This window comes from [Anoxybacillus] calidus (genome assembly GCF_013760845.1).
GTDB classification, from domain to species: domain Bacteria; phylum Bacillota; class Bacilli; order Bacillales; family Anoxybacillaceae; genus Paranoxybacillus; species Paranoxybacillus calidus.
Genome location: NZ_JACDUU010000010.1, coordinates 1 through 19971, shown reverse-complemented (window position 1 = coordinate 19971; position 19971 = coordinate 1). Strand labels below are relative to the sequence as shown.

Here is a 19971-nt window from a genome sequence, read left to right as displayed (position 1 = left end):
GGGATTTTTTATGAAAAAATTATCGATCTTTCTAGTTTTACTGTTATCCTTCGGGCTTCTTGCTGCCTGCGGAAGTAAGGAAACAGCTTCCAATTCTACAGAGAAGAAAGAACTTACAATTGGGGCTACTTCTGGTCCTTACAGCGACATGGTGAATAAAGCGATTAAACCCATTCTTGAAAAGAAAGGCTATAAAGTAAAAGTCGTAGAATTCAGCGATTACATACAACCAAATATGGCTCTCGCTAACAGTGATTTAGATGCGAACCTATTCCAGCACAAAATTTATATGGAAACATTCGCCAAACAAAATAACCTTGACCTTTCAGAAGTGATTATCGTTCCAACTGCGCCGATGGGAATTTACTCAAATAAATTTAAGTCACTAGACGAAATTAAAAAAGGCAGTCAGATTGCTATTCCTAACGACCCGACAAACGCAGCAAGAGCGTTCTTAATCTTACAAGATGCAGGATTAATTAAACTCGACCCATCTGCAAATCCATTAACGGTCTCTGAGAAAGATGTAAAGGAAAATGTAAAAAACCTTCAGTTTAAGCCAATTGAAGCAGGTCAATTACCTCGTGCAGTAGAAAGTGTTGATTTAGCTGCCGTTCCTGGAAACTATGCATTAGCAGCAAAAATGAACCTTCTTGACGCACTTGTATTAGAAAAGATGCCTGATCAATACCGCAACCGTGTTGTAGTAAATACAAAAGATTTGAACAAACCATTTGTAAAAGATATCAAAGAAGCAGTTGAATCCGAAGAATTTGAAAAAGTTATCGATGAACAATTTAAAGGCTTCGGTAAGCCAGAGTGGATGTTAAAGCGAAAACAATAAATCCGTATTGCGAAACGCCGCTCTTTTAGCGGCGTTTCACATTTAAACCATTGCTTTTTCATAGATTAATTGATTACACGTACGGCTTTCACCAAGCGTTCTTTCCAATAAGAAGAATCAATCGATACATAAGAAACACCTTTGGAAGTTGAAACATTTAATATTTGGTCGTTACCCGCATAAATTCCAACGTGATTGATCGTTCCATTGAAGTCTGTATCAAAGAACACTATATCTCCTTTTTGAAGCTGATTTAAAGAAACCGGTGTGCCAACTTGTGATTGTGCTGCCGAACTGCGAGGTAAGGAAATTCCAGCTTCACTAAATACCCGCATAGTAAAGGATGAGCAATCAAATGCATCTGTGCGAGATGGACTAGCACCATATAAATATTTAGCACCTAAATATTTTTCTCCAATTTGAATTACTCGATCAGCCAAAGAAGAATTCTCAGCTTTTGTGCTATTTTCGGAAGGAGTGGTAGATACCGTTGAAACCGGGGAATGTTTAGAAACTTTTTGGTTTGAAGAAGACACTGTTTCTGGTTTAGTTGTTGATTGTTTGTTCACTTTTTTTTGTGAAGATGTCGCTTGCTTTTGAACAGGAGCTGGAACCGACTCAGACAAACGAATGGTTTGACCAACCTTAATAAAATTTGGATTAGTAATTTCAGGATTCATTTTTAATAACACATTAACAGTCATATTAAATTGCTTTGCAATTTTACTTAAGGTATCACCAGCCTTCACTACATATGTATCTTCTTTTTCGTTAACTTTTAATATTTGTCCAGGGAAAATAAGATTAGAAGTTAAATGATTCATTTGTTTTAATGTTTCTACAGTAGTGTTGTATTTTTTCGATATTCCCCAAAGCGTATCTCCTTTTTGGACGGTATAATTACTAGCGAAAGCAATTTGACTCGCTAATAAAGAACTTATAATTGTACCTATAAGAATAAATGATTTTTTCATTTTGTGCCCCTCCAATTGTATTTTGGATATTCATTCTGTTAACATTAACCATTATATTTAAAAAAAAATAGATAATTTATAACAAAAAGAATAAGAAGTGGTTACAAATCTATTACAGTTACATTACAGATTAAAAAGTATTGTTTCGTTCGAAGTATCTTTTTTTCTCGTATTATTATTTTTGGATTGAATGGAAATTTTATTATTTTAACCAAGAATAGTATTATCTCCTACAGGTAGACAACAAAAAAGAGGACATTTGATAGGACGTTCTTAGGAGTCTATCTTCGAGAGGATTTTTTATGGATAAGAAAGGATAATCTTTTCACTCATATTCGGAAAATCTGAAACATGAAGTAGTTCGTTTGAAGTTGGAGGGAAGCTGGTCTTATCGGCAGCTGAGTGAACGTTTTAGAATGAAGAGTGATGCCCGGATTGCACAATGGGTCAAGAAAGTTCAAAATGGCGAGTCTTTTGAAGATTAACAAGAAGTGACGATTCCTAAAATGCTTCCATGCTTCTTTTCTCCTTCGCGAATCGAAAAAACTAATGTAACCACATGTAAAATGAACATCACCGCTAACGGAGTCCACGCTAAAGCAATGACCAATTTCCCTCCTAAAATAGGAACTCCTAACAACGCTTCAAGTCCCCCGCTAATCCATTTTAATACTGTTGAAACAGCCATATTTCTTCCTCTCCTTTCTATCTATTATTCTAATTTATAAGTATAAAAACACTGCAAATTTCGACTTATCTTTGTTGCATGTACAAATAAAAAACGTGAAACTCGTGGTCAATGACCACAGGTTCCACGCTAACAACTCGTTATTTTTATGACTTTAGCATCCGAAACACTTGCTCAACGTCTTTATCTCCACGTCCGGAAAGATTGACAATGATGATTTGTTCTCGGCTTAATATCGGCGCCAGCTTCAGCGCATAAGCAACAGCATGGGCGCTCTCAAGTGCTGGAATAATACCTTCCGTTCTCGATAACACTTGAAATGCTTCAAGCACTTCCTCGTTCGTAACTGTATAATACTCGGCACGTCCGGAAACTTTTAAATGGCTGTGCTCAGGACCAATTCCCGGATAATCAAGACCAGCGGCAATCGAATAAGTCGGCTGAGGATTTCCTTCTTCATCTAACAATACTAAACATTTAAATCCATGAAGCACGGCTGGGACACCTTTTGTAAGCGTTGCTGCTCTTTCCGGCTCGACGCCGATCAGACGTACGCTTAGTTCATCAATATAATGAGCAAATGCCCCAATCGCGTTGCTTCCTCCGCCGACGCAAGCGATGACCGCATCCGGCAAACGTCCTTCTTTTTCTAAAATTTGTCGTTTGCTTTCTTCGCTTATGACAGACTGAAAATGTTTGACGATGCTTGGGTATGGATGAGGTCCAACCGCTGAACCAAGCAAATAAAACGTGTTCTTATAATTTTCAACAAGGTCATTTAACGCTTCATCGACTGCATCCTTCAATCTTCCTTGTCCTTTTGATACCGGAACGACTTTTGCACCTAAAAGCTCCATGCGAAACACGTTTAATGCCTGACGTCTTGTATCTTCCTCACCCATATAAATGGTGCAATCGATTCCAAACATCGCACAAGCCGTCGCAGTGGCGACACCATGCTGTCCCGCACCCGTTTCAGCGATGACGCGTTTTGCTCCCATTCGTTTCGCAAGCAAAATTTGTCCGATGACGTTATTAATCTTATGTGAACCTGTATGGTTTAAATCTTCGCGCTTCAAATAAATTTTTGCCCCTCCTAAACGCTCTGTGAGCCGGGCAGCAAACGTAAGCGGATTTTCTCGTCCGATGTATTCCTTTAAATAGTGCTTAAATTCTTCGTTAAATTCCGGATCATCTTTGTACTTAAAAAACTGGTCCTCCAAATAGTCAAGCGCTTCCTGCAGTTCCGGTGGCACGAAACTCCCGCCAAATTCTCCGAAATAACCTCTTCTTTGCTGAACTAAACTCATTGCTCATCTCTCCTCTGCTTTTCAAACTTCATAATTAGGATATTACCTTTGCCTATGAAAGTCAACGAATTTTCTGTATTTTCTTACAAAAATCATTTTTTGTTTCCTCCAAGCCAGCAGGACGAACGTGAAAAGGAAAGTGAGGATTCCAATCCATACAGTAACACTGGAATATCTTAACCGAACTGTGCGAACGTTACGTTTTACTAAATGTAAAAATGGTTCTGGAATCGGCTCTTTGCGGTTTTTTACGCACTTGATATGCTTCACTGTATCGCCTGATAATGCTGGCTCCCAACCGTACTCCCCTTTTTCCAGCCAAAATTCAATGACATCCCCAACGGCAATGTCCATTCGTTTTGCACCTGAGTATGCCTTTCAAGAAGGAATGTATGTGTAGAAGATATCAACTGTAGTGAGTATTTCATTAGTTGGAGCTTTTAAAATCTGTCTAACATCGAGGATTATTTTTCTTATTTGAACAGGGATTTCTTTTTCTTCTGTTATGTCTTTGTACAGCTGATCGGAAGTGACCGTGCCGATAACATGCAGAGGAGCTTCTTGTTTTGCTTTTTCAATTTCGGAAGGAGACGGAGCGGCGTTGGGTTTCATTTCGAAAATAGTCATGAACAGTAAGATGAAGCTGAAAAATGGAAGAAAACAGAACTTTCCTCGACACACCTTTCTTCTCCTTTTTTGAAATGACAAGTTTTTATTTTACGGCATAAACAGGGGCACGAGATAAAAAATGACGTATTGAACTGATAAAGATAAAAATTCCATTTTCTCATCTTTAGTATTGAAAAAAATAAAGTATAACAATAAATGCTCTAATCATTCTATCAGATACCGTTATTGGAATGAGAAAAAAATGCCCGGAAAAGAAGGGGGAATGATGGTCCTTTAACCGTTACGATGCTTATACCACTGCAATGCTTTCTTCTCTGTCTCTTTAATAAACGGGTCTTTTCCTTCAATATAGGATTTAATATCGGTTGGAAACTGCTCAGAGAGCTTTTGTTTCAATTCGCTATATGCTTTTGCTTCCTCAGGATGGGCAATCATATATTCTTTAAACGCCAAATGCCTTGTAATATGCTCGCTTCCCGTTTCGAACACATGGATATGATGTGTTCTTTCTACCTCACCTTTACGAAAATATCTTCGTCCGGAAATCCCATTCTCCCCCATCGCCCGATAACCAAGCGCCGACATTTGCTCGTTGTAGTGATCAACGCTCTCAATGTCTTTTACCTCTACTAAAATATCAATAATTGGTTTAGCATACATGCCAGGAATCGACGTACTTCCAATGTGATAAATAGCAACGATTTCATTGCCAAAAATGGTATTCATCTTTCGTGCTTCTTCTTCAAACATGACAGACCAACTCTCATTAAATGGAACAACTTCTACCTTTCTCATTAACCATTCTCCTTTTCATCATGAAAATCGAGTAATATTCGATCGCCTTTGCTTGCCGGCTGTGAAATGACTAAAAATTCGGCATCACACTCCGATTGGTTAAACACTTGATGTGGAACAAGCGGTGGAACTTCGATGCCTTCATGCTTATCGAGGTTCATTATATTACCATTCACTTCAATTGTAATGGTTCCTGATAACACAAAGAAAAATTGCCGCGATTTTTCGTGATAATGTTTGACTTCTGACGTGTTTGACGGCATGCGTTCGTGAATAACACTCAAATTGCTGTCTTTGACTAAATGCCATCTATCACACCTTTCTCCCCAGATGTAATGATCGGCGGTTTGTTTACTGATTTTCATATACCTCATTCACCTTTTCATAGGAAATAAGTTTTTCAACAAATTCTTCTATTGAACCAGTAAATCTCTTCACATTCGATACGTGATAAAATGTTGTTGCTGTCGCAAAATCGTTCACTTCATCTTCTGGCGAGTATATATAGATGCGCTTTCCTAATGCGAGTGCAATCCCTAGCTCCACATGACTTCCTTTTCCGCCTGGAAGCAATAAAATAAAAAAATCCGCAGATATAACCGCGTTTTTCTCTTCCTCCCCGATTCGTGCTAAATCTTCTAACGTTACCGCGCGTTCATTTTTTGTCCAATCATACGTTTGTGTAAAACCTTCTTTTATAAGAAAGCTTGCCAAAGCGCGAACCGCTTCTTTGTTGGCAAAACTAGAGGCGATATAAAATTTCATTTTTTCACGCTCCTTTTGTTTTTCAAACAACCTTCCACGCGTTTTCCAGTTTGACTTGTGTATGAATCATGTTTTTCCATTCGATCGGAGAAAGTTCCATCGATGCACATAAAACAGCAAGTAAATGATGATTTTTTTGATTTTCTGAAAGGAACGTTGCCACTATATGTTTGTCTTGTTTTATCGTGTCTGACAGTGTTTGTTTTTCTTTTAGTCTACTAACGTACAGCATTTTGCTTTTTTGTAGCACTTCGGTCATGCTTATATGATACCATTCGGTAGGTTGTTTTACTTCAACAATATCAACTGAGATTTTATAATACGTCCCTTTTTGCCTGCTTCGCTCAAAAATTTCGTCATGTTTATCACTCATAAAAGAGCGATAAGAATCATGATTTTCCCAAAACGCCAATATACACGCTTCTTGTAGCTTCGCAACATTCCAGCCACCGATCTGTCCGAGAAACCCCGGGTATCCTTTCAAATCGCGCCATTTTTCTTGTGCGGTGGAAAACGCCGCTTTCTTCTCTTCATCCACTTCACATCGAATCCATTTTAAAAGCATCGTTTTCCCTTCTTCCCCTGTACCATTTCATTTTCTCATACACTTCATCATATTTTTTCACCAGTTCGAAATCAAGTTTCGTGAGTCCTTTCGCTCGCCAAGATGAAATTTTTACCGTAATTAACTTATAATCAATGGAAATGAACGGATGATGGTTGGCTTCTTCAGAAATGGCCGCTATTTGCCGCACAAATTCTATTTCTTGCAAATAGTCTTGAAAGCGGTACTTTCTTGCAATCCATCGCTGTTCAAGAAGACGCCAACCTTCTATCTTCTGTAAAAGAGATTGTACTTCCTCATCTGTTAACCGCATCAACGTTTTTTCCTCCTCGAATTTTGTATCAAAAACGGACGACAAAAACACATATCAGTGTAAAAATACTACCATATATAGAAAAAGCCTTCTACAAATCCGCAAGATTATTAAAAAAATTTTGTTAATAATAGCCCCTCTTTGAACGTAAAGAAACGAACAAAAATATCAGATTTCCGTTCGCTTCTTTTTTTTGAAAAAAGATTTGATCCTTCAATCAATCGCTGATTTAACAAAATCCTTTAACATGTTCAAGGTTAGCATAAGAATGTCATGCGTTTTGAAATAAATCCTTATAATAAAAGCCTGTACATACAAAAGCCTCTCTGTATGTACAGGCATCTTCTTACTAAAAAACTCTTACTGATATAGCATTATTACTTACTATACATTTTGAAATCGATAAAAAATAGTAGAGTTTATAATGGATGAATTTGCTTTCGTACGCCCTAATTCTTCGCAAACTACATTTTGGAAAATAGTAGCATCCACTGGTTCATATAACAATTGATAGATTCCATCTACTGATCTTATTGCTACAATCGCATTTGGATTTGTCTCATATATTCTTTTAACAACCTCTTCTTTATTAGGTACAAGACTGGCAATCCATACTAAATCATAACCATCGTAATGATAGGATGCGCCGTCTGCTAATACATACTCTAACGAATGTTGCAGACTGTATTGATCAATTAATTTTTTGCCCATATCATATGCCTCTGTATTGATATCCAAGCATACAACCGGTTTCCCTGTTTTTTGCTGAATCAATATAGTACTAAGTGGCAATGGTCCTGATCCGACAAACACAATAGAAGATAATTGTTGTCGTTCTATGATCGCAAAAAGCTTATTTAATTCTATTTCAACGAGTCTTTCATAGTTGTCCCAATAAATAAATTTTCTCAAATGATTTATATTTGGTGTATCTTGTATAAATTTTTCAGCATAATAAAATTCCATGAGCGTTTCTGCAGTTTCTAATTTTCGAAGCATATCTCTTCGTATCTTTCCTATTTCGTGATCGGATAGTATTTCATCTTCCATCTCATGTTCAAAAAATTGCCCCAGATTGGTTACAAGGGAATAAAGTGTTTGATTGATGATCGGATTATTAGGGGATAAATCATGTTCATCCATAAGTATTTTGTAGGCCTGTTTGTATTGGTTAATGAGTTGTTCTTTAAGTTTAATAGACTTAGCTAATGGCATTAATAGCACCTCTTTTTCTAAATAATGTTCTGTTTAACATTGGAACATACATGGCTAAAAACAAAGACCGACCTAAACTGAAAATAATAAAAGCAAGCCACAATCCATGGTTATGAAACATAGGTATAAAAATGAGCAGAAACGCAATATATACTGCGAGAGAAATTAGCATGGAATTGCGAATCGGTGCTGTCTCTGTCGCTCCTGTAAAAACACCGTAAAGGATTAAACCGAAACTTGCCGCAAGTGGAAATATCGCTACCCAAATACTATAGGATCTTGCCAGTTCGATCACATTCTGATTTTTTGTAAAAACAGGAATGATCGAATCTTTAAACAGTATATAAATGAGCATCATAAACAAAGGGGAAATAATCGCCCATTGCGATGACAACGATAAAGTACGCTTATACAACGTTTCGTCATTTGCGCCGACAGCTTTTCCCACTAGAATACTACTAGCATTGGCAAATCCGTCTAAAAAGTATGCCATGATGTAATGGATTTGAATCAGAACGGCATTGGCTGCTAGTATTTCTGTGCCAAAAGATGCACCTCTCGCTGTAAAGAGATTAAACACTGTTAATAAACAAATCGTGCGAATAAACAAATCTCGATTGACCGACATCATTTTCTTAAATTCTCCTACATTCCACAACTCGTTGTTGGAAATGGCGGAAAGACGAAGATTGGAAGACTTTAAGACAATATACATACCAATCAAAAATGCAGCCGCTTCTGAAATTAATGTAGCGGTTGCTACACCTTTAACATCCTGATGAAGGATGTTCACAAACAATAAATCAAGCACAACATTTAATAGATTCATAAACACTTGTAAAAATAACGAAATTTTTACACGGGATATTCCCATGAACCATCCAAGAATTACATAATTTGCTAGAGTAAAAGGCGCTCCCCAAATACGAATTGAAAAATATTCATCTGCGAAAGTCATGACGTTCTCATCTGGATGAATAAGCGTTAAAGCAGTATGCTTAATCGGCCATTGAAAAAGGATAAATATGATGCCGATGGCTAACGCAATGAGAAACGGTCTTACTAAATATAAAAAACACTGCTTGGAATCTTGCGCACCATATGCTTGTGCGGTAAATCCGGACGTACTGACTCTTAAAAAGCCAAACAACCAATACATCGTGTTAAAAATCATGGTCCCTACAGCCACGCCACCAATATACGCTGGATCGGGAAGTTGTCCCACTACTGCCGTATCAACAGCTCCTAATAACGGAGTGGTCATCGTTGAAATAATAAGCGGGATCGCCAGAGAAAGATATGCTCGATGAGTCATTGTTGTCCTCCTTAGATCTCAAACAAGTTAACGAGTTTTTTTGTATAAGGATAGCGATCTTGAGAAAACAGATCATCCTTTTTAAAATGATCTACAAAAACTCCTTCCTTCATCACCAAAATGCGTTCGCTTAAAAAATGAACCGATGGGAGATCATGAGAAATAAACAAATAGGATAATTCTAATTGTTCCTGCAGTTCCTTTAAAAGGGTTAATATTTGCCCTTGTGTATATACATCTAAGCTTGCTGTTGGTTCATCAAAAATGATGAAAGACGGCTGGATGCTAATCGCACGAGCAATAGCGACCCGTTGTTTTTGTCCGCCACTTAACTCGTGAGGATAACAATAAAGATAGCGGCTCTCTATCCCAACCATTTCAAGCAATCGCTTAGCACATAATTCGCGATTATCTCTTACATCTTGGAGATAAACCGGGGTGATGTTAGGATACGTATCTAATACCTCCATGAGGGAATCAATGATCTTAAGTTTTGGATTTAAGGCAGATGTTGGGTTTTGAAACACTGCTTGCATATCATGACGAATTTTTCGAATTTCTCTTTTTGTCATGAGATGCAATGGGTTGTCATGTAAAAAAATTTCTCCTTCGTCCAGCTTTTCTAACATAAGCAAACAGCGCGCCAACGTACTTTTGCCGCTGCCACTTTCTCCAACAAGCCCTACACATTCGCCTTTTTGTATAGACATCGACACCCCATTTATCGCTCGCTGACCTGAAGAATAAGTTTTTTTAATGTTTCTCGCAATTAATACATTTGTCATCATGCCTTATTCCTTCCTATTGCAAAATTAAGTCACGTTTGGTGGGTGAAGTAATACGCTTAATCGTTGGAACAGCACTCAATAATCGCTTCGTATAAGGATGGCTAGGATGGTATATAACACTTTCTTTCGTGCCCACTTCCACTATTTTTCCTTGTTTCATTACCGCGATGGTATTGGAGTATTTTCTAGCCATCCTTAAATCATGTGTAATAAATAAAATCGCACAATTTATTTTCTCTTTGATGTTTGCAATGACTTCTAACACATGAGCTGCTGTAATGCTGTCAAGCGCTGTGGTAGGCTCATCGGCAATAAGTAATTTAGGTTTCAACATGATGGCCATGGCAATGGATGCACGTTGCAACTGTCCGCCACTTAGCTGAAAAGGATAACTATCATATACACGTTTTGCGGGTAGTTGTACGTCTTCCAATGCTTGAAATGCGATTTCTCTTCTTTCCTTTTTGGTTAAAGAGCAATGCGCTTGTATCATTTCATCTAGTTGTTTTCCTATTTTAATAAAAGGAGTAAACGAGCTTTGATAGTCTTGGAAAACATAAGAAATTTCTTTTCCGCGTATTTTCTGAAATTCTTTATTAGATAAATGAGTAATATCCTTGTAGTCAAAAAGAATATGACCAGCGGCTATCAACATTTCTTTTGGAAGCAACCCTCCAATAGCAGAAGCTGTTATGCTTTTGCCGCTGCCGCTTTCACCAATTAACGAAAACCATTCCCCATGTCTGACGGTAAAATCGATATTTTTGACAATGGGCTTATTGCGAAAATAAATATACAATTGATGAACAGTTAATAATGACATGTCATTCCCCCTTTATCCTTTCACATCAAAACGGTCTCTCAAGACATCACCAGCTAAATTAGAAATCAGTACTGTAGACATAATCGCTATGCCTGGAATCACCATTAAATACGGTGAGCTGTGAAAATACGGGGTACTTTCGTTAAGCATAGCTCCCCATTCAGGAGTTGGCGGCTGTGCTCCTAAGCCAATATAAGATAGGGAAGCAATCAACAAAATAATTTTCCCAAAATCTAACGTTGCTAAAACGAACACATTTCCCACTACATGGGGTAGCAAATGTTTACGAATCAATTTAAAAGTGCTTAGGCCATTGACAACTGCCATTAAAACATAATCTTTTTCTTTCTCAGATAACACAGTACTGCGAGCGAGTCGCACATAGCTCCCCCATTTCGTAACAACAATCGCAAAAATTAAATTCAACATACCAGGTCCTAAAATTCCGCTAAGAACAATGGCGATAATAAAGTCAGGAAACGCCATAAAAGAGTCTATTATTCTCATAAAATAACGATCAAAACGCCCGCCAATAAATCCTGACATCATCCCTAACGGAACCCCGCTCAGTAAAACAATGATCAATACGAGAAGGCCTGTTCCTACCGTTACTTGCCCTCCTGCTAATATGCGTGAGAACAAATCCCGCCCAAGATGATCCGTCCCAAAAAGATGTTCTACACTTGGTTCAAGCAGACGCTCATTCATATTGATTTCTAACGGATCATGAGGAGTAAATAGAGGAGCGGTCACGATGGCAAGTAAATATGCCAAAAAAAGAATAAAAGGAAGCTGGCGTGAGCACATCCAATACATTTGTTTGATTATTTTCAACGTCTCTCTACTCCTTTTAAACGTATCTCAGGGTTTAAATAACGGTAGCAAATATCAACGAATATATTGATCATGACAATAAGGATCGTAATAAACAAAACATATCCTTGAATGACTGGATAATCTCTGCGAATAATCGCATCAACGACCATTTTCCCAATTCCCGGGTATGCAAACAGTACTTCAATGACAACCGTACCGCTTATTAAACTCCCAAGACTCATCCCAAAAATAGTTATGACAGGAATTAAGGAACGACGAAAAACGTGGAATAAAAAGATACGTTTTTCACTAATTCCTCTTGCTCTTGCAGCTTTCACATAATCCTCATTCAAGCCTTCTAATAAACTTGAGCGCAACAATCTTACATAAACCGCTGACATCGCGATTCCTAATGTAAGGGATGGCAATATGATGTGTTTAGCCGTTCCCTTTCCCATGCTTGGCAATATACCTAGTTTAACTGCAAATAATTCAATGAAAAGGAGCCCCAGCCAAAAGCTAGGGATGGATGAACCGACAAGTGCAAACAAACGGCTCATATGGTCCACCCATTTATTTTTATAGAGCGCGGATAACGTTCCTAAAGGAACGGAAATAAGAATCATTACGATTAAAGAAGCGCATGTAAGCGTAATTGTTGCAGGAAATCTCGATAACAACTCAGACAAAACTGGCTGCTTTGTTATATAAGAATGGCCTAAATCAAACTCAAAAAATCGTTTCAACCAATACCAATATTGAATATATAAAGGCTCATTAAACTTCAGTTCATCTCTAAGCGCTTCTATTTGTTCTTTCGTAACGGACACTTCATCTACATGAAGCATCTGTTTAACAGGGTCACCAGGTGCTAGTTTTATAAATATAAAGCTTATGAAAGAAAGCAAGAGTAAAAATAACATGAATTCTATTAATCTTTTCGCTATGTGAATCATATTACTTATCCACATCCAAATCTTTTGTTAGCATGTAATACTCGCTTTTACTTGTCACCCAATTTTTCACTCCGTCACGATAGGCAACAATAATATTTGGATGTACGATAAAGGAATGAAGCATCTCTTTATCAATGATTTTTGCTGCTTCTCTTGCCAATTTGTTCCGTTCGTTCACTTCTACTGTTTTGTTTAATTGGTTAATAACGGATATTAATTCTGGATGGTTCATATTTGCGTAGTTTAGCGCTCCATTCGGCATGTATGTCGCATTCAAAAAGTATGCCGCATCACCACGAGGAGCCGTTAAACTGCTGTATGTAGCAAAATCCCAATCATCATTGGCCGCTAAATACTCATCAATATTTTCAACTTGTTGAATCGTCATCTCGATTCCGAGTTCCTTCGCCTTTGATTGTAAAATTTGTACAATTAAAGGAAGTTCAGGACGTGATGAGTACGTTAACACTTTAAATTGAACGATTTTTCCATCTTTCGTAAGTTTTCCGTTTTCAACTTGAAAACCTGCTTGTGTAAAATATTGTCTCGCCACTTCGATTCCGCGTTTCTTCTCTTCATAGGACGGTGCGAACGGAAAGTCTGTCAAAAAAGGACCTTTCGCTTCAACGGCATGCCCGTTTAAAATATGTTCAACAATCTCTTTCCGATCAATTAACGTATCAATCGCTTTACGCACATTCTCATCTTTCATATATGGACTGTCCATATTAAATAACAACTGATGTGTACGCAATCCTGGGACAGACTCTACTTTTACTTTTTCTTCTTTTAACTGTTCAAGATTTTCAACTGGCGGTCTAAAAATAATATCGGCATCTCCTGATTGAAGCGCCATTAATCGCGCATTGGCATCCTCGTTAAAGGCGAACGTTGCTTTATCAAGTTTTGCTTTACCGTCCCAATACTCGTCAAAACGTTCGACTTTAAGTGCTACCCCAGGTTCAAAAGAAGATACTTTAAATGGTCCTGTACCAATCGGCTTTTGATCGAAGTCTTTTTCAGTAACATCAATGATTGCGGTGTAAGGGTGCACCAGCTCTGAAGGAAATTGCGGAAATACTTCTTCTGTTTGAATGGTTAACAGTTGTCCATCCGCTTCCATCTTACGAATTTTTAATGCCGCTTTTACGGCTGGACTAATTTTTATTGCTCTTTCCAAAGACTCCTTCACCGCATGAGCATCAACTTTTTTTCCATTATGGAATGTAATACCTTCCCTAATTTTGAAAGTCCAATGTTGTCCATCTTTACTTTCCCATTCTTCTGCGAGCCAAGGTTCCATTTCTAACTTTTCACTAATCTTTACAAGCGTCTCTCCCACTCCCGCACGAACCATCGTATAATTGCTGTCTAATTGTGGATCGATTGTGTTTGTCGGGAAATTAAAAAGCAATGTTAATTCCTTTTGGCTCTTTTCTTCTTCTCCAGAGGAAGATAGCGAACATCCGAAAAGCATAAAAATCATGAGAAGGATCAATGTACTTTTGAAATATCGAAACATTTTCTCACCTACCTAATTCGTAATGATTACTATTTTCGTTTTATATATTACATAATTTTTCCTCCGTTGTAAATAGAGTGTGAATAAATTTAATAAATTAAAAACAGAATCCTTCTCAAATTAATATGATGAACAGATGAGAAAGATTCTGTTTCATAGATAAGAGCAGATTGTCAAAAAGTTTTGTTTTAAAATGAAACAACTCCTATCATCATAAACAACCGAGTTCATCGATCCCCTGCAGCTATGCACCCGAACCCACTTAGATCATCAACTATTACACATTCTTCATACAAATTCCCTATTCTTCCATTAGCTATATTCTCTTTTCGGTATAGAGGTTTTACATTCTACTCCAAAAATCTGTTCCGAATATCCGGAGTTGGAATCATGCAGCTCTCTTTTTTCCCAAACCATTGATATCTATTTCTAGCAATAAAATCATAAAAGCGATCACGAAGCGGACGTGGAACTAGAATGAAGACATAAAACAACCTCCAAAATCCTTTTAAATGCTTGCACACTCTTAACGCTGCACTGGATTTCGTGTAGTACCTCTCTCCAGCAATGAATATAAAACTGTTGATATCCTCAGGAATTTTATACTTCGTTAACAGCTTCTTCCCCACTTCACTCTGTAATGATGCAAAACGAAATTGAGCTTGCGTGTCTCGTTTTATAATAAACTGAACGCTTGCGTTACAGAAGTTACATATTCCATCAAACAAGATGATTTTCTCCACTAATAAACATCTCCCGCTTTTAAAATGATGATTTTCTTTTTATCATTGTATCTCAAAAAACAAACGCCTGTCCTCGCTCAGACAGACGCTTTTGACTTCATAAACTTCATCATCCATCGACATATTAACCTAAGGGCTACAACGAGTATATGTGCTTCCACGTCACTTGTTTATATACTCCAATCCATCTGCAAGCACCTGGTATAATAAGAATAGAAAGAGTCTAACGGCTGTTAATCGGTTTTACACATTCTTCTACATCATTTTTGGCTGAATTGACTGCTGTGGATACTTCATACATTTTCATTTCTTCCGCTGGATACGGCCTCAATAACGATTTTAAATACTCGGTATCATCTATCGCTGGATCAAGCCAAAACTCCTCCCATTCTTTAGGGAGTATGACAGGCATTCGCTCATGAACCCCTTTAACAAGTTCATTCGCTTTTGTAGTGATAATCGTACACGTATACATTGAATCGCCATGTTTGTCCCATTTCTCCCAAAGACCCGCAAACGCAAAAGGTCGTTCGCTCTTTAACGTAAATCGATACGGTATCTTTTTGTTTCCTTCTTTTCTCCACTCGTAAAAACCATCAGCGAGAACGAAACATCTCCTCTTTTTAAAAGCATGCTTAAAGCTTGCTTTTTCATCAACCGTTTCTGCCCTTGTGTTGATCATCTTAAAGCCGATTTTTGGATCATTTGCCCAATACGGTACAAGTCCCCATTTCAACATCTTCCCTGTGATTTTCTCGCCGTCAGAAACAACCGCCAACACTTCCTGACTCGGAGCAATATTATATCTCGGCAACACTTTTTTTGGAAACTCCAAAGGAAAATATTGTTTAAGTATTTCTTCAGAAACCGTTAATGAAAATCTCCCACACACAGCATCTCACCTCACAAAATAGTTTCATCCCTTTATCGTCAAACCTTTTTCTATCATTATAATAATCCAAGTGGTAAGCAGATTCACAATAGCCATTCCATCTTCCACTTCTCCTATTTCGCTTATCATATAATTTTGCGCCAACGCCATGTTAACATTAGAGAGAACAAAAAATAAAAGAAGCACCAAAAGCGCCGCAAAAATGGATTTACATGAATGATTTCAAACACATGAATCCATTAAAAAACTTAATCACCTTGAAGAGGTCATTAAAAATAATCGTTCTAAAGCGCCCTTTTTTGAATGCTTAGTTCCTTTCCTTTTACATCTTCATATATTAATACTGAAGGGAGGAATGAGCATGGATAAACTTGCGCTTTTGTTCTTGGCTTGCGTCCTTGCCGGTTTTGCACTAATCAAGCTGCCTTTAGCCGGTACAGCTTTAGCGAGTATAGCGCCCGTAACATTCTATATTGGGATTTTATCCGTTCTTGTTTTTTCATTAATCCTTATATTTAAAGGAATATTGGCCTTAATTGACAAATAGATTAAAGACTCAGACATTCGTCTGAGTCTTTTTTGCGCAAAAAAAGACGCCCAAATGAAGCACCGCCCAGAAGATCCCTGAACCCTGTACAAGGAAAATTTTCGTATCACATTAACTTATGTAAAACAAAATACTCCGCTGATTTTCTTCCTTCTTTCTGACAATAGTCTGTCACTTTTCATCAAATGAATAAATATCTAAATTTTCAACTTTAAATTCATTTATGTTATAGCGTTTAGAAAGTGTTAAAGAAAAATCAACAATCAAGTCTACATTTATAGATCCTCTATGGAGATACTCCTCATCACCTGGTTCATACAAAGGGCTCCGCTCATATAGTTCTAGAAAACAATCACACCAGTCTCCTACAAAGAACAGGTTACCAAAAGGTTGGCATCTTGCTCCTGATAATTAGTCCATTTTATCTCCTGAGTGGCCGCTCGCTTCGAAACACGAGGGACACAAGTTCATCGCGCCAGTTAATATAAATATCTAACTCTTTTTCTAATTTGTGAAAAACAGATGTATCACGACCATAGCTCGAATAAGCATAAAAGTTGAACGGTAACCCTTTAATCGTTAGAGTAACAACTCTTACCCCCAGATTTCCCCTTTCTAACATGGTAACTTTTTACTTAGGCAGGAACCTATTTTTATATTTTGCATACATTGGTTAAAGAATATAAAAAGGAGCTGGTATCGATGAGTATGCCCAAAATTCCAAAGATGTCGCATCGCCCAGATAAGGAAGAAGTCATTATTGATTTATTAGAATCCATTGCCCTCGAAGAAGTTGCTCTATCCCACATCTTAAATGCAGAGGCAGAAAAAATCCAAGCGTTCGTCGGTAACTGTTTAGATTTTCCAACTAAACCAAACAATCATGAAATTATTAAATTTAATAGGTCTGTCCAGGATTTAATCGAAACGGTCGTCATGAAAGAATGGCTATTACTCAAAAAGTTAGAAAATGTGATGGAGTTGATTCCAATTCATCATGACAAATGTCAATGTCCATCATGTAAAGAACACCAAAAACATGATGCAAAGGACATCAAAAATGAATAAGTGCCTAAAGCAACACCTGCATTCTTTATCCCGCTCGCTCATAGCTGTCGAGGAAGCATTGACCACTTATGTACAATCTCTTGCATCGCTATGTGAAGCAGAAATTCATTTAAAAGTTGAAGAAAAAAACATAAAAGATTTCGTCTTTATTATACTCATAGAGATAGCTCAACTGCAAAAGTTCCTATTACGAAAAAACAAACGGTTAGCAGCGCATTTCAATCAACATGAATGGCCAGTTTCCGAATACACATTCGACAATTGTCTATCTCTACTCGACTGTACTTCTAAACTGAAACATGCTGCCAATTCTTTATTCCTTTCAACACGGGACCGAAAAGAGCTGTATGATTTACTGGAAGAGAATAAACAATTATATAAAAAGAGGTTTACATTGTTTTCTTATCAAACGCGTTCGGAAAACGATCCGGCTACAAGATGGATCCCCCGCCATCCTTCACACACGAAAAAACAGGATTTCGTACTCTAACCAAAGAGACGGAGCCTGTTTTTCCTTTATCGACAACACCATTAGATGATCACTCATATGTCATTCAACTATCTATGAATATCTCTTCTTTACCATTACAATCCTTTTCTTCTGTATAAATACATACCAATATTTTCTAAACTATTTAAGATACGAAAACAGAAGGACCATAAATAAGATCGAACAGAGTGACTTTGATGAACCTTCCCCCTCCCCTTCGCTTAGAGAAGGGAGACTTCTCGAAAAAAATGTTAAAAGTCATGAATTAACGAGCTTGCGGTTAAACGCCTAAGCGTTCACCACGTTCGGCTGGTTGACGACAGCGCGATGACGAATGTTTGTCCGCCGTCACGTTGTCAGCATAGTCGGCGTGTCCATATGTCTAACAACAGAAAATCATTTAATATAGAAAGTTCATCTTAGTCATAATAAAATATTTATCCATTGTCTCAAAGTAATTAAATTTTGCTCAATGCTATTTTTTAAAATGTCCTTTGGAGAGAAGCCATGGCATTTCCTGCTTTGCCTTTAATGCTATATAGACACAATAATCTTTAACGATCGTACAATCCACATCATCGATAGAAAGATGATCATATAAACCGGCTTCATAACAAATCTTTGAGAACATTTTATTAGTATGCCAACAGTGAATATGAGGATGGTTAAATATAGAATCCCTGTTTCTTCGGCAATAGATGTTTGAGTCCAGCCTTTCTGATACAACTCCCAATCTTCAGCATCGTTTCTCCACTCCATCTAAGATGTTGTTTTGAAACGATTATCTGTTATTTTCGGGGAATTTTAAACCGCTGTTATTGGGGAATTTTATCACCGTTGATTACAAATATAAGATGTTAGATTGATTAAATTTGATTGGACGAAATGATTAGTTTTGGGATAAAAACTCCAAGACAGCTGCAATTCATCTCTACATCTTGGACATGCTAATCCCAACTAAGATAACCTCATATGATATTGCTGCCTACTTATATAAATTTAACTTGAAGATTCGACTTCTCCATCATAAAAATTGTTGCTTCCATCAACGTCTAAAATCGGATAACGGACGTAGTACTCTAATCAACTTTTACAAAGAAACGGAAAATTGAAAAGTTAATATAGAAGAGTTAGACCTTTTTCAAGCGGTTGAAAAAACAAAGTAAACGTAATTTTTTAGTGTTCAATATACTGAGTGATATATTTACTAAAATTGTACCTAAAAACCTATTAACACTCTCAATATCTACTGGGTAAAAATGGAAATAAATAGAATTAGATTAATGCTCTATACAAGATAGAAGCTGCTTTCATATCCTATAGTGAAGATTTGGAAGGAGGGAGAGTCTTTCAAAAACGGATAGAGTGTAGAGAATGTTTTTAAGAATCACTCTGTAACTTTTATCTCCTTAGGAAAAAAGTCGATAGAGTTAAAAGGTTATAAACCTTTATTTAATGATTTCTTATTCTTTGCCCGGCATAAAAGTTGGAACTTTAGAAATAGGAATGTATTTTTGTCACTTGTTTGAAGATGATGATTTGTTCGTATTGCACACTCACACACTTCAGAAGTCTCCGATCACCTGAACCTTTCCTTCTTGAACAAACATGCTAGAACCTGCAAATCTCGCTTCTCTTTAGTATACGTAGGAAAGCATTTGCTAGTTCTGCAAGTAACAACCTACTACCAGTTGCCTAAGTCTCTGCTATTTTAAGCAGGATATAACATACAGCCGTTCATTAGTTGATGCTGTAAGCCAAATCATATTAGAGCGCCAATTATTGAGGACCGTATTCCAGCGTCTAGAATTTGCCGGTGGGGAACATAACATAACCGAACTCCCATCAAAAAATTACGAGAGGAGTTAGAAAATGGAACATCATCAAGTAAAAATTGCAGTAATTGGCTTAG

Annotated in this window: 24 protein-coding genes and 1 pseudogene; 5 read left to right on the top strand and 20 right to left on the bottom strand. The window is 37.3% G+C overall.

The genetic code is table 11. From position 1 onward, the window contains the following. The first annotated feature begins 10 nt into the window (after window positions 1–10). Window positions 11–844: a MetQ/NlpA family ABC transporter substrate-binding protein gene (locus HNQ85_RS15725; protein ID WP_181538678.1), complete on the top strand. Its 834-nt coding sequence runs from the start codon at window positions 11–13 to the stop codon at window positions 842–844. Between the two features lie 65 nt (window positions 845–909). Here the strand turns inward: HNQ85_RS15725 and HNQ85_RS15720 are convergent, their stop codons facing one another. Then, a complete protein-coding gene (locus HNQ85_RS15720) occupies window positions 910–1818 on the bottom strand; it encodes a C40 family peptidase (protein WP_181538677.1) in 909 nt (302 codons plus the stop codon). Window positions 1819–2162: 344 nt separating this feature from the next. On the opposite strand from HNQ85_RS15720, the pseudogene HNQ85_RS17730 reads away from it, so the two are divergent. Beyond that, window positions 2163–2300: pseudogene (locus HNQ85_RS17730) on the top strand (IS3-like element ISBth8 family transposase); the annotation flags it as partial. Here the strand turns inward: HNQ85_RS17730 and HNQ85_RS15715 are convergent. From HNQ85_RS15715 to HNQ85_RS15630, 18 genes are all read right to left on the bottom strand, one after another. Then, the gene (locus HNQ85_RS15715; protein ID WP_181538676.1) at window positions 2300–2506 is read right to left on the bottom strand and encodes a hypothetical protein; all 207 of its coding nucleotides are present in this window, start codon (window positions 2504–2506) and stop codon (window positions 2300–2302) included. The pseudogene HNQ85_RS17730 and the gene HNQ85_RS15715 sit on opposite strands and share 1 nt — an antisense overlap. Window positions 2507–2652: 146 nt before the next feature. Next, window positions 2653–3816 (bottom strand): tryptophan synthase subunit beta, encoded by a 1164-nt coding sequence (gene trpB / locus HNQ85_RS15710; RefSeq protein ID WP_181538675.1) that lies wholly within the window; start codon window positions 3814–3816, stop codon window positions 2653–2655. A gap of 42 nt (window positions 3817–3858) precedes the next feature. Continuing rightward, the gene (locus HNQ85_RS15705; protein WP_181538674.1) at window positions 3859–4170 is read right to left on the bottom strand and encodes a hypothetical protein; all 312 of its coding nucleotides are present in this window, start codon (window positions 4168–4170) and stop codon (window positions 3859–3861) included. 24 nt (window positions 4171–4194) lie between these two features. Beyond that, a complete protein-coding gene (locus tag HNQ85_RS15700) occupies window positions 4195–4497 on the bottom strand; it encodes a hypothetical protein (RefSeq protein WP_181538673.1) in 303 nt (100 codons plus the stop codon). A 222-nt stretch (window positions 4498–4719) separates the two neighbouring features. Then, window positions 4720–5241: a GrpB family protein gene (locus HNQ85_RS15695; protein ID WP_181538672.1), complete on the bottom strand. Its 522-nt coding sequence runs from the start codon at window positions 5239–5241 to the stop codon at window positions 4720–4722. Then, on the bottom strand, window positions 5241–5606 hold the full coding sequence (locus tag HNQ85_RS15690; protein ID WP_181538671.1) for a cupin domain-containing protein: 366 nt from the start codon (window positions 5604–5606) through the stop codon (window positions 5241–5243). The genes HNQ85_RS15695 and HNQ85_RS15690 overlap by 1 nt, the downstream gene beginning before the upstream one ends. Beyond that, entirely contained in the window at window positions 5593–6006 is a 414-nt protein-coding gene (locus HNQ85_RS15685) for a nucleoside 2-deoxyribosyltransferase (protein WP_181538670.1), read from the bottom strand. Before HNQ85_RS15685 ends, HNQ85_RS15690 begins: the two co-directional genes overlap by 14 nt. A 22-nt stretch (window positions 6007–6028) precedes the next feature. Continuing rightward, a complete protein-coding gene (locus HNQ85_RS15680; protein ID WP_181538669.1) occupies window positions 6029–6571 on the bottom strand; it encodes a YdbC family protein in 543 nt (180 codons plus the stop codon). After that, a complete protein-coding gene (locus HNQ85_RS15675; protein ID WP_181538719.1) occupies window positions 6546–6884 on the bottom strand; it encodes a 4a-hydroxytetrahydrobiopterin dehydratase in 339 nt (112 codons plus the stop codon). Before HNQ85_RS15675 ends, HNQ85_RS15680 begins: the two co-directional genes overlap by 26 nt. 384 nt (window positions 6885–7268) lie before the next feature. After that, complete coding sequence (locus HNQ85_RS15670) at window positions 7269–8099, bottom strand: nicotianamine synthase family protein (RefSeq protein ID WP_181538668.1); 831 nt, start codon at window positions 8097–8099, stop codon at window positions 7269–7271. Beyond that, complete coding sequence (locus HNQ85_RS15665) at window positions 8086–9414, bottom strand: MATE family efflux transporter (RefSeq protein WP_181538667.1); 1329 nt, start codon at window positions 9412–9414, stop codon at window positions 8086–8088. Before HNQ85_RS15665 ends, HNQ85_RS15670 begins: the two co-directional genes overlap by 14 nt. Before the next feature lie 11 nt (window positions 9415–9425). Continuing rightward, window positions 9426–10199: an ABC transporter ATP-binding protein gene (locus tag HNQ85_RS15660; RefSeq protein WP_181538718.1), complete on the bottom strand. Its 774-nt coding sequence runs from the start codon at window positions 10197–10199 to the stop codon at window positions 9426–9428. A gap of 16 nt (window positions 10200–10215) precedes the next feature. Then, window positions 10216–11025, bottom strand: coding sequence for an ABC transporter ATP-binding protein (locus HNQ85_RS15655; RefSeq protein ID WP_181538666.1), 810 nt, complete (start codon window positions 11023–11025; stop codon window positions 10216–10218). A 12-nt stretch (window positions 11026–11037) separates the two neighbouring features. Continuing rightward, entirely contained in the window at window positions 11038–11859 is an 822-nt protein-coding gene (gene nikC / locus HNQ85_RS15650) for a nickel transporter permease (protein WP_181538665.1), read from the bottom strand. Further along, window positions 11856–12797 carry a nickel ABC transporter permease gene (gene nikB, locus HNQ85_RS15645; RefSeq protein ID WP_181538664.1) on the bottom strand — a complete coding sequence of 314 codons (942 nt, stop codon included), beginning with the start codon at window positions 12795–12797 and terminating at the stop codon, window positions 11856–11858. The genes nikC and nikB overlap by 4 nt, the downstream gene beginning before the upstream one ends. 1 nt (window position 12798) lies before the next feature. Beyond that, complete coding sequence (gene nikA, locus HNQ85_RS15640) at window positions 12799–14319, bottom strand: nickel ABC transporter substrate-binding protein (protein ID WP_181538663.1); 1521 nt, start codon at window positions 14317–14319, stop codon at window positions 12799–12801. 350 nt (window positions 14320–14669) lie between these two features. Beyond that, a complete protein-coding gene (locus tag HNQ85_RS15635; protein ID WP_181538662.1) occupies window positions 14670–15062 on the bottom strand; it encodes a DCC1-like thiol-disulfide oxidoreductase family protein in 393 nt (130 codons plus the stop codon). A 223-nt stretch (window positions 15063–15285) separates the two neighbouring features. Further along, on the bottom strand, window positions 15286–15954 hold the full coding sequence (locus HNQ85_RS15630) for an SOS response-associated peptidase family protein (protein WP_181538661.1): 669 nt from the start codon (window positions 15952–15954) through the stop codon (window positions 15286–15288). Between the two features lie 361 nt (window positions 15955–16315). Here HNQ85_RS15630 and HNQ85_RS15625 point away from each other — a divergent pair, with 361 nt between their 5' ends. The 3 genes from HNQ85_RS15625 to HNQ85_RS15615 all read left to right on the top strand — a co-directional run bounded on the left by HNQ85_RS15625 (window position 16316) and on the right by HNQ85_RS15615 (window position 18059). Next, window positions 16316–16501, top strand: a complete 186-nt coding sequence (locus HNQ85_RS15625) for a hypothetical protein (protein ID WP_181538660.1) — start codon at window positions 16316–16318, stop codon at window positions 16499–16501. 702 nt (window positions 16502–17203) lie between these two features. Then, window positions 17204–17569, top strand: a complete 366-nt coding sequence (locus HNQ85_RS15620; RefSeq protein WP_220129278.1) for a hypothetical protein — start codon at window positions 17204–17206, stop codon at window positions 17567–17569. Continuing rightward, window positions 17562–18059: a hypothetical protein gene (locus HNQ85_RS15615; RefSeq protein ID WP_181538659.1), complete on the top strand. Its 498-nt coding sequence runs from the start codon at window positions 17562–17564 to the stop codon at window positions 18057–18059. The genes HNQ85_RS15620 and HNQ85_RS15615 overlap by 8 nt, the downstream gene beginning before the upstream one ends. Window positions 18060–18534: 475 nt before the next feature. Here the strand turns inward: HNQ85_RS15615 and HNQ85_RS18155 are convergent, their stop codons facing one another. Next, window positions 18535–18792 carry a DUF7164 domain-containing protein gene (locus tag HNQ85_RS18155; protein WP_458296502.1) on the bottom strand — a complete coding sequence of 86 codons (258 nt, stop codon included), beginning with the start codon at window positions 18790–18792 and terminating at the stop codon, window positions 18535–18537. Between the last annotated feature and the right edge of the window lie 1179 nt (window positions 18793–19971).

Coding starts and splice junctions, on each gene's coding strand:
- HNQ85_RS15725 (WP_181538678.1), top strand. CDS start 11: ATGAAAAAATTATCGATCTTTCTAGTTTTACTGTTATCCTTCGGGCTT.
- HNQ85_RS15720 (WP_181538677.1), bottom strand. CDS start 1,818: ATGAAAAAATCATTTATTCTTATAGGTACAATTATAAGTTCTTTATTA.
- HNQ85_RS15715 (WP_181538676.1), bottom strand. CDS start 2,506: ATGGCTGTTTCAACAGTATTAAAATGGATTAGCGGGGGACTTGAAGCG.
- trpB (WP_181538675.1), bottom strand. CDS start 3,816: ATGAGTTTAGTTCAGCAAAGAAGAGGTTATTTCGGAGAATTTGGCGGG.
- HNQ85_RS15705 (WP_181538674.1), bottom strand. CDS start 4,170: ATGGACATTGCCGTTGGGGATGTCATTGAATTTTGGCTGGAAAAAGGG.
- HNQ85_RS15695 (WP_181538672.1), bottom strand. CDS start 5,241: ATGAGAAAGGTAGAAGTTGTTCCATTTAATGAGAGTTGGTCTGTCATG.
- HNQ85_RS15690 (WP_181538671.1), bottom strand. CDS start 5,606: ATGAAAATCAGTAAACAAACCGCCGATCATTACATCTGGGGAGAAAGG.
- HNQ85_RS15685 (WP_181538670.1), bottom strand. CDS start 6,006: ATGAAATTTTATATCGCCTCTAGTTTTGCCAACAAAGAAGCGGTTCGC.
- HNQ85_RS15680 (WP_181538669.1), bottom strand. CDS start 6,571: ATGCTTTTAAAATGGATTCGATGTGAAGTGGATGAAGAGAAGAAAGCG.
- HNQ85_RS15675 (WP_181538719.1), bottom strand. CDS start 6,884: ATGCGGTTAACAGATGAGGAAGTACAATCTCTTTTACAGAAGATAGAA.
- HNQ85_RS15670 (WP_181538668.1), bottom strand. CDS start 8,099: ATGCCATTAGCTAAGTCTATTAAACTTAAAGAACAACTCATTAACCAA.
- HNQ85_RS15665 (WP_181538667.1), bottom strand. CDS start 9,414: ATGACTCATCGAGCATATCTTTCTCTGGCGATCCCGCTTATTATTTCA.
- HNQ85_RS15660 (WP_181538718.1), bottom strand. CDS start 10,199: ATGACAAATGTATTAATTGCGAGAAACATTAAAAAAACTTATTCTTCA.
- HNQ85_RS15655 (WP_181538666.1), bottom strand. CDS start 11,025: ATGTCATTATTAACTGTTCATCAATTGTATATTTATTTTCGCAATAAG.
- nikB (WP_181538664.1), bottom strand. CDS start 12,797: ATGATTCACATAGCGAAAAGATTAATAGAATTCATGTTATTTTTACTC.
- nikA (WP_181538663.1), bottom strand. CDS start 14,319: ATGTTTCGATATTTCAAAAGTACATTGATCCTTCTCATGATTTTTATG.
- HNQ85_RS15625 (WP_181538660.1), top strand. CDS start 16,316: ATGGATAAACTTGCGCTTTTGTTCTTGGCTTGCGTCCTTGCCGGTTTT.
- HNQ85_RS15620 (WP_220129278.1), top strand. CDS start 17,204: ATGAGTATGCCCAAAATTCCAAAGATGTCGCATCGCCCAGATAAGGAA.
- HNQ85_RS15615 (WP_181538659.1), top strand. CDS start 17,562: ATGAATAAGTGCCTAAAGCAACACCTGCATTCTTTATCCCGCTCGCTC.